The organism is Bacteroides mediterraneensis (assembly GCF_900128455.1).
Taxonomy (GTDB): Bacteria; Bacteroidota; Bacteroidia; order Bacteroidales; family Bacteroidaceae; genus Phocaeicola; species Phocaeicola mediterraneensis.
This window is the reverse complement of record NZ_LT635783.1, coordinates 1,749,413-1,759,233: the sequence shown is the minus strand read 5'-3', so window position 1 is coordinate 1,759,233 and position 9,821 is coordinate 1,749,413. Positions and strand designations below refer to the sequence as shown.

Sequence of the window (9,821 nt, the reverse complement as noted above, 5' to 3'; positions counted from 1 at the left end):
TTCCTTTAAGTTACTTTACTGAGATTTTCCTTGTATGCTCCCCATTCTCGGAGATTGCCTTCACGACATACACACCCGATGCGGGAACCTTGAAGTCGGCTTGCTTGACGCTTTCGCCTGTCATTTGGCGTGACACCACCAGTTTGCCTGATACGTCAAACACCATCAATGTGGCTGCAGAAGGCTTGTCCTGTGTGAGTTTAGCCTCGTAGATGCCTGTCGTAGAACCGTTGCCCTTGACAGTGAAATCCTCGTCTTCTCCAGAAATGAAGGTATTGTCAGCCTGTCTGTCCGAGCTGCCCACATGGTTCTCCCTTGCCTGTGTTCCGTTAGGCATACTTGCATCACACTCGCTGCCGACATAGACGGTCATCGTTGTCGTACACTTCTTGGGTGTTTCTATCTGCACGTTGCCCCTTGTGGTGAATGAGGTTACAGGCGTACCGTTTACGGTAAGGTCTGTGATATGTGTCTCGCCCTTTCCGTACTTGATGCAGAACCGCCATGCACGAAGTGACCAGACATATTCATGATGCACGGTCTGTCCGTTCAACTTGTATGTGACCTGCATATTGCGGACTGTAACACTGAGCACATCGCCAGGCTTGATGGTGACATATTTGGTTAGGCTTGTATATCCACCGGTTATGATATGCGCCTTGTCGCCCCGCATGTCGAAGCCATATTGGGTGATCTCGTCCGTGAGGCTTGGCTCCAATCCCACACGGTAGTTTGATTTTGTATCGTTCACCGTCCATGAGATGTCGCCAGACAGATAGGTCCTGGTGTCATGTGAGTATGAGGTGTAGAGTGCATTGCCAGTGGCATAAATCTCGTTGCCTCCACCTTGTGATACGGACAGCGCATAGGCGCCGGGGGCAAGATTCGTGATTCTATGCGTGTCACCGAAGAATGTTCCTCTGGCAATGGTTTCTCCTTTTACTTTTCCTGCAACGGTGTCAACGCTGAGCACATAGGAATAGACTGGTGTACCGATGTTGATGCCGATGTCGATATACCCGTCATTGCGTGGAACTCCATTCTCGCAACTTGACGGCGTAGGAGTGGCATCATAGGAAATGCCGTCATAATAGGCGAATGTGAACACATCGCTTCCGCTTCCGTCTGCATCCCATAGGATATTGCGGAATATGGTCTTGCCCCTTGTCATATCAGGCTTGGAGCATCTTATGTTACTATTGCTGTTGATGTCGAAATCACCTTCACCGCTTGGATCTATGAGCATGACGGTACGCTTGCGGCAATAGTCTGAGAATTCCCTGTCCGGTGTGAGGTCATAGCTCAACTCTGCCATATAACCGACATCATCTATTCCTCCTGTCCTCAAGCCTGCCATGTTCAAGGCGGACTCTGCTCCTTCCGTTCGGATAATGCCCACATTTGTGTCTGTGTCAGTTGCATCCGAAAGGGATATGGTTCTTGCCGCACTTCCTGTTCCGTCAACACGCAGATAGATGTTTTTGCCTTCCTTGCGGATGGAAATGTCCGTTCCGTCAACATCCGTGGCGATGTATGAATTTGAGACCGCTCCGTTGATGATCGGATAAACAACTCCAGCATTGGTGAACCGGAATCCATACTTGCATGTGCTGCCACCGATACTTCCGAAGCCAACGTCAAAAGTCGGGTGACTTGTCGGACAGGTGAACTCAAAAGCACCGCCACCTCCAACAAGGGCTGGGGTCGTGGCATAAGCTCCGGAAGCGGCTTTCTCTTGGATGATATTGTCTGTAAAGCCATTCCTTGACACTTCAAGTCCTTGCGCAGTCCATCTTGCCACTGTACTGTCGGGCTTTGACGGCACGTTGGTCTTGACCATCCATGTACGTTTCATGACATGCCACAGGGAATCTGTAGGTGAGGTATATGTTGCAAGTGCCACATCATCGTCGCCCCAGAAAGTAAAGCCTCTGTCCGGCATCGGATTGCCGTTTTCACGTCCCATGACAAGCAGACGGGAAGCGGATGAAGGGTTGTATGGATTTGCGTCATGATAAGTTCCGTTCTCCTTCAAGGCCGCATACACCGGACTTTCCTCATATGATGTTGCGGAAAGCGGCTGGGAGAGACTTCCTGCCATGTCGGTTCCAACAGCTGTGACCCTATGGTGGTAGGCTTGGTTCTCCGCCATATCCCAAGTCAGGTTTCCGTCGCTGTCAAGATACGAGCCTTTGAGGGTGATGCCGTACTTTACCGCCAGATAGCTCTCCACTTTTCTGCGCTCATCGGGTGTAAGCATCCTGCTGAACACAATAAGCTCAGGGGCATATCCACGGATGGAAGCATTACCGAAGAGCGAGGTCGGGAAATCCGTACCGAAACTGCCAGAGGTGGAAGGGGTTCCGATGAATAATGTGGTGTTGGAGTTGTCTCCCCACAATGTTGTTGAAGGATTGCTTACCTTGAAGTAGGACACAACTCGCAGAGCGCTTTCCTTAAAACCGTTCTCGGACAAAGAATCACTTGATTGATAAAGCAGGTCTTCACCCGATGCTGAACCATAGTCCAGTGGTTCAACACCTCTACCCCTTACGGCTTTGTCCTTGCTCAGAATGGCTCCGTCGCCCTTTCGGCCGTCAAGAGCATAGACAACCATATCCTTGCCGATGGTTGCCAGTTCCGGTGCAAAGACACCGATGACGGTAGCCTGCGAGAGGTTGCCGTGTTTGAGTTTGGCACTCAGACTACGAAATCCGTCTGCGAGCCAGAGACTCGGATTAAAGTTGAAGTAATGGACTGAACTGTTCGGAAGAGTAAGTTCAGACTTGACGCCACGGCTGTCCAATAGCATCAGCCGTATGGAATCCCCAGAGAAATCCTGCCAACGGTAATAACCTTGCAGGTCTGAGTTCAAAGGCGCAGTCTTGAACCACAGTTCGCTTCCGCTGACTCCTCCGGGCGTTTGCGCGAAACTGCCGATAGCGAAGCCTAACAGTAAAAAAGAAGTAAACTTTCTCATGCGCTGTCAATTTGGAGTGTTTGAAAAATATAAAAACGTATGCCTCTGCCGCGCAGGGAGAGACCAGTGAGAGAGAACGGACTGTTGCTACGGAGAAGAATTGTGATATAGGCTTGCTCCGTAAGGTCCTATTGTCACGTGGCAGGCCAATAGGCTTTACCACCAAACTAATGCTGCAAATATACAAAAATAATCTTAAGAAACGGATATAATCTTTAAGAAATTTGCTGATTTGGTGTTTTTTCTTATGATTTCGGTCAATTTTGCAGAAATCTTTTACATCTGTTGTATGTACTGGAGTTAGTTTGGCAAAAATTCACAAATGGTCACGGCTTCAGTTTCTTATGTTAAAATGTAAATCATGGTTTGAAACTGTACACATTCGGGGTACAAATGAAAACACTATATGCTTGTGTCGGAAAGGTATATATGAGCTGATGGTAGAGTCGTCATCAACAACAATGGACCTGATTTGATAAACTCAGCAGGAATACTTGCTATTCATTTTTTATGATGGGGTTATGTTTACAAATTTGAGATTTCATGTAAAAAACAGGGGTATCTTATTATGATAAAAACATCAAGATACCCCTATATATAATTAGGTGTCATAACCGACAGACGGAGCGTGCTTGTTTTCCAACTATGCTTTGTTCTGTTTCTATATTCTTTGTTTCGTGTTTTTCTGCAGTATCTTGCTCCTGTGGTGGTGCCAATTCCAACTGTATTTTTCTATCCAACGCCGCCAGTTCCGCTTTAAGACCTTTCAGTTCTTCCTCTTTCTTCCAAGTCTTGCCAGCTATCTCTTCCAGTTGCGGTATTTCCTTTTCCAAAGCCTTGCATCTTGAATCATACTGCTCAATGTAGCTTGGTATCTTCTGTAAGGCATTCAGAAAGTTGTTTGCCGCTGCTATCGGGTCCGACTTGGCAATGTGACCGTAGTTGTACTGGTACTTGTAATTGCCCTCGACAAAAAAGCGGTTGTCAACAAATGGAAGACCATTCTCGAAACTTGTCTTGCTGACAATCTTGACAGGGAATCCGTAGATTTCTCCAATCCGCTTGTATTGTCCGCCAGTTGTCTCTTTCTCCGCCAACATTTGCAGATGCTTTCCTATAACCTCTAAGTTCGTGGACTCCACACCATCAAGAGTGATGAGGTTGAGGATGTTGCCGTCCTTGTCTTTCTTGGCTTTGCCCATAAACTTGCCGTAGTCCTCGGTCATTCCCTTGAGAGAGGCTTTGTTGTTGCCCAGCTCTGCCATCTTTGACTGCAATTTTGTTTCTGAGTCACGCTTGCCCCTGTTGAACGATTTGCGCTCACCCTCCAGAGAAGCAACCTTCTTCTCCAGCTTCGCCTTGTCAAGCAAGTCGGTATTTCCGGAGAGAATAGCCATATACTCTGAAAAATTCATGCCCGATTTCTCGTCCATCGCTCCCTCGTCAATGGTTCTCGCTCCCAAGGCTCCGCTTTTCAACTGTGAAATGAATGTCTGCTTGCAGTGCAGGAGGTTGAACTTGTACGAGTCAAGCGACTTTTCCACCGCATAGATGATGACATCAACCTTATTGTCGGCATACAGTTTGGCAATCTCGTTGCCTGCACGCACCCCTCGACCGTCACGCTGTGCCAAGTCTGACGGCCGCCACGGTGTATCCAAATGATGGATAGCCACACACCGTTTTTGTGCGTTTACACCTGTACCCAACATGGATGTGGAGCCGAACAATACTCGTACCGATCCCTCGTTCATAGCTGCTATCACCGCCTTTCTTGCCCTCTCGTTCTTGCACTCCTGAATGAAGCGGATTTCAGACGACGGTATGCCGTAATCCTCTATCAGCTTGCGCTTGATTTCTGAATACACGTTCCATTCGCCCGGTCGGTATGTTCCCAGATCTGAGAATACGAACTGTGTGCCCTTGTAATTGTCATAGCGTTTGTAATAGTCGGCTATCATCTTCGCACAATGGCTCGCCTTGTTGTCGGGATGGTCCTCACAAGTCGGGTCTATCATGCGCATATCGAGAGCCATCTTTCGGGCATAGTCCGTAGCAATGAGCATCTTTGCCTTCTCTTCCGTTTCCGACAGAGGCAGTCTTCCGAGGATGGTGGCATCACCCGTCTTGGCAAACTCCATCAGCTTTTGGATGAAGTCCTCCTGCTCGGGTGTCGGTGGTATGTTATGAAGGATCTCGTTCTTCTTTGGTCTGTCCACACCAACCGCCTCCGCCGTGCGATAGTCGGTTATCTCGTTGTAGAAAGCAGCAAGCTCCGGTACCTTGATGAAGTATCTGAAACGTTCCTTCTGTACGATGTTGTTGGTGACGTTAAACTCGAAGTCGGTAGTCTTCTTGGCGAAGATTGCCGCCCACGCATCGAAACAGCGGATGTCCTGACGCTCCAGTTCTTTTGGGCGCAGGTACTTGAAAAGCAGATACAACTCTGTCAGTGAGTTGCTGATAGTTGTTCCCGACAGGAATGTCGCTCCCAGATCTCTGCCTGTCCGCTCCTGTATGGTTCGGATGGCAAAGAGCATATTGAGTGCCTTCTGGCTCCCCTCGCTGTTGCCGAGTCCTGCCACACGGTCGTGACGGGTATTGAACATGAGGTTCTTGAACTGGTGGCTCTCGTCCACAAACAAGTGGTCGATGCCCATCATGCGGAAATCCACCACATCATCGGTGCGCTGCTCGATGCTGTAGGCTATCTTCTGCAACTTCACCTCCAAGTTGAACTTCCGTTTTTCCAAGCCTTTGAGCATTCCCCTCGACACGTCTTTGCCCTGCGTGCGTATCACTTCCAAGTTTTCCTCCACGGTATCAAGCTCCGCCTGCAATATCTGCCGTTGGAGTTCTGGCGATTGAGGTATCTTCCCGAACTGGTCGTGCGACATGATTACACAGTCATAGTCGTTGTTCTTGATGTTGTTGAAGAAACTGACACGGTTCTTGGTGGAAAAATCCTTCTCCGAGGCATAGAGTATCCTCGCATGGGGATAAGCTGTCTGATAGGTGGCAGCTATCTCCGCGACATTGGCTTTCAGTCCGATAATCATCGGCTTGTGAGCCATACCGAGACGTTTCATCTCATGCGCAGCCATGCACATGATGAGGGTTTTGCCAGTACCGACCTCGTGATCACATATCCCGCCGCCGTTCTGCAAAAGCATCCATACACAGTCCTTCTGACTTGGGTACACACTCTTGACACCATACTTTCCGCCAAGGGCTTTCAAGTCCAAGCCGGGGAAGGTCTGGTGAGAACCGTCATACTTCGGACGCACGAAGCAGTTGAACTTCCGGTTGTACATTGTGGTCAAGCGTTCCTTAAAGGAGTCTGACTGCTCTTCCAGCCATTCAGTGAACCCGTTGCGGATTTCGTCAATCTTGGCATTGGCAAGCTGTATGCCCTCGCTGTCACGCACCTTGATGTCGTTGCCGTGTTCATCCTCGCCGATGCTCTTCATCATGTCGGGACAGGTGTTGTGCAGGGCATGTTTCAGAAGACTCATGCCGTCATAGTGGCGGTAATATCCCTTCACCATATACTCATCCGTGATGGCCATGGTCTTCATACTGCATTTTGCCGAATATTCGTCCATGCTGTCGGAATAGACGATGCTGACCTGTGTATTGAAGAGGTGGCTCATGTAAGCGGAATACACACCTGTAGGTATCCAACGTTCACCGAAGTTGAAGTCCAGGTCCTCAAAGGCTATCGGTTCGGGAATGCTTGCCTTCAAGGCATCCAACGACTCCCTCACGATTGCATGGTCGGGATTTTCCTTCAGCCATTCTTCTATACGCTCCGCTTTCTCTATGACATTGCCAGCAATGAAGCGGTCGGCTATCTCGTAGCCGTCTATGAGCGGATTGTAATAGATGCGCCCTTTAAGCGCTTCCGTCAGTTCCTGTTCCGGCATATCCGATAATTCAGTCATATACGGCAAGTCGATACGGCCGAACTTGTTGAGCGAGGCGGTGAGCGCTTCCTCTGGAGAATCGACATGACTGACCTCGTCAAGCGAAAAAGAGACCGGGTGGTCGAAGATGTCTGACTTTGTGAAATGTCCGTTTTCCACCCGTTCCAACGACAGCATGTCGCGCCCTGAGGCATCCATGAGGATGAACTTCACGTTCTGCTTGGCATTGAGGTTGCCGAAGCGGATGAAGAAAGCGTCATAATAGACATTCAGACTCTCACGCATCTGCTTGTTTTCCGTCTGTTCTTCCGCTTCATAGGTGTAAAGTTTCTGATAGGCATCACGGAGGGCGATATACAGGACAGCCTTTTCTTTCTGCTCCATATTCAGATCCAACGGCATGAAGGTAGCACCATACTTGGTAAGGTCTTTCAATACACCGATGTTTCCGGCAGAGTCGAGCACCATAGAACCCTCACGATGAAAACTTTCCAGTTTCTCATCAAATGGACGGGGCTTCATAACATTCTCTTTCTTCTTTGCCAGCTCTTCCCGCTTTCTTTCTTGCTCTTTTTGCTGTTCCCGCTCATGATTTGTTTCTTTCAATGTGCTCTGAGTCTTGGAATCTTCTTTTGCCTCATTCCCTTTCGAATGTCCATGCCCGATTTGAACTTTGAGAACTTCTATCGGTTCCATCGGAGGTTTGAACTTCGGATCAAGCGTATCTTCAACGCCCAAAGCCTTGAGTTGTTCCTGACGGTGCTGTTCCGCCTTTTGGCGCAGCAGCACCCTGTCTTCGGGAGCCATGGTCATCATCATCTCGTAAAAGCCGTTGATTGGCGGATTCTCTTCCCAAGAGATGCTTGCGTATGGCTCATCCCCAGGCAGGATTGGTTTTGTCTCCTGTGCTGTTTCCTGCTCTTTTGCATCTGTCAACGAAGGCTTTTCTTCTTTTTCCACAGGCTTTGTCACAACTTCAAAAGTCGGATTGACGCTTTTTACCAACGGACTTGCTTTCTTCCTTGACACTTTCTTGGCGACAGCACCCACTGTTATCTCTGCTTTCTTCTTTGTAGCATGGACAGTCAGACGGTTTTCTTCTTCCATTCCCCAAAGGTCAAACAGCGTCATTTGCACTGGTGGCTGCTGATGATTGGATTTTTGGGATAGCTCTGCATCATCAGTAGGCTTTTCCTGCTTTTGCAAGGATACTACCGTATCGTTCTGCTTTTCCTCAATGGAAGGCTTCATCTTCTCTGTTTTTTCTATCTTTTCTGTTTCTTCAACCTCCTTAACTTCCTCAGACATTGTTCCCTCAATCCCCAAGTATCGGTTCAAATTGAGATTCTTCTTAAAGTCTTCATGGAGCATCTTTCGTAAATCCTCTGCACTGCCTTCCACACCATCCTCATGCGTGTATATCATTGCAGGTTTGCCGAATGGGTCGGTATCCAACTTTGCTGTTGTATGGATAATGCGTTCCGGATGCTCCAGAAAGTAGTTGTTAGTCGGAATGCGGTTCTCGTCATTATAGACAGTATCAAGCAGGTTGTCGTCTCCTCGCAGCGACTCCTTTTGGGTATTTTTCTGCAGAATGATGAGGTCACTGCCCACTTCCGTATTGGCATTTTCCGTGAACAGGTTGTTGGGAAGACGAATCGCTGATACGAGATCTGCATGATAGAGCATCATAAAACGCGCGGCACTGTTGTTTTTGGCATTCAATACGCCTTGTGAGGTGATGAAGGCAACCAACCCACCATCCCTTACCGTATCAAGAGCCTTGACAAAGAAGTAGTTGTGTATGCGTCTGGTGACAAGTGCCCTCATGCCTTTCATGGCTGTATAGGACGGATCAAACACGGCAACATCGCCAAAGGGAATATTTGAGATGGCGAGGTCGAAGTAGTCATTGAAAGGCTTTTCTATCTTCTCGAATCCCTCTATGCGCACTTTCTGCTCCGGGTGCAGATGGTGGAGTATCTTTCCTGTAAGCAGATCTTTTTCAAACGCCATAATGTCTGCCTTGGGATTGTTATCCAAGACGGAATCGACAAAGGCTCCGATGCCTGCCGAGGGCTCAAGCACCTTTTCGGGGATGATCTGATGCTCTTTCAACACATCCGTCAGAGCCTCTGTAACGGCTGACGGCGTGTAGAATGCCGTAAGGACGGACTGTTTCAGACTGTCCATCAACTGTTTGTACTCGCTTTCATTCTTGCTGTTTTCACGGATAAGTCTATGCAGCTCCACTGTTGGAGCAAACAATTCAAGGTCTGACTTTGCCCAATGGACGGCATCCGCCAGTTCCCTGGCAGGGTTCAGGATGCACTTCAATCCACCGAATCCGCAATAACGCTCCAGAAGGAGACGCTCACGGGCGGTCGGCGTGCGCTGTTCCCTGTCAAGGATGAATGCTGTCTCTATCGCCTTGATGTTGTCGTTCAGCCGTTGTTTTCTATTGTACGCCATTTGACTCTATGAAAAGGGCAACGGCTCCCGTCAGCTCTGTATAGAGCCGGTCGTAGTCCGGTGACTGGGCAAAATCGTCATCGGTGAGGTCGTAAATGGAATACACGTTGTCAACCAAAGGCAGGAGGTGCTTGACAAACGCTTCCTGGTCTTCTACTGCTACCTCCAGGGGAAACTCACTGTCAACAACATCATACAGGATGCTGTACTTGGAAAAGCGGAGACCTTTCAGCAATGCTGACATGGCAAGCTCTTGTGCCGCATCGGCAAAGAGGGCATCACGCCGTGCCTGCTCATATACTTCTGCAGCATGGTCTGCACGTTCGCGGATAAAGTCCGCATCGCTGGCTTGTGGAAAACGGTTCTCTCTGAGGTGGTTCAAGAGGTACAGTCCGTAATAGGACAGCTCTGTCTGTGCCTGTTTCTTTCTGTTCATTTGTCCG

At 48.8% G+C, this 9,821-nt stretch carries 3 protein-coding genes; all 3 read right to left on the bottom strand.

The window, feature by feature from the left end; translation table 11 throughout:
• Positions 1–10 precede the first annotated feature (10 nt).
• Positions 11–2,980 carry a T9SS type A sorting domain-containing protein gene (locus tag BQ7480_RS07080; RefSeq protein ID WP_072542300.1) on the bottom strand — a complete coding sequence of 990 codons (2,970 nt, stop codon included), beginning with the start codon at positions 2,978–2,980 and terminating at the stop codon, positions 11–13.
• Positions 2,981–3,588: 608 nt separating this feature from the next.
• Complete coding sequence (locus BQ7480_RS07075; protein WP_072542299.1) at positions 3,589–9,378, bottom strand: helicase-related protein; 5,790 nt, start codon at positions 9,376–9,378, stop codon at positions 3,589–3,591.
• Complete coding sequence (locus tag BQ7480_RS07070; RefSeq protein WP_072542298.1) at positions 9,365–9,814, bottom strand: DUF1896 domain-containing protein; 450 nt, start codon at positions 9,812–9,814, stop codon at positions 9,365–9,367. Before BQ7480_RS07070 ends, BQ7480_RS07075 begins: the two co-directional genes overlap by 14 nt.
• Positions 9,815–9,821 lie beyond the last annotated feature (7 nt).

What these genes read in the sequence shown, in the direction of transcription:
- BQ7480_RS07070 (WP_072542298.1), bottom strand. Translation starts at nt 9,814, where the DNA reads ATGAACAGAAAGAAACAGGCACAGACAGAGCTGTCCTATTACGGACTG.
- BQ7480_RS07075 (WP_072542299.1), bottom strand. Translation starts at nt 9,378, where the DNA reads ATGGCGTACAATAGAAAACAACGGCTGAACGACAACATCAAGGCGATA.
- BQ7480_RS07080 (WP_072542300.1), bottom strand. Translation starts at nt 2,980, where the DNA reads ATGAGAAAGTTTACTTCTTTTTTACTGTTAGGCTTCGCTATCGGCAGT.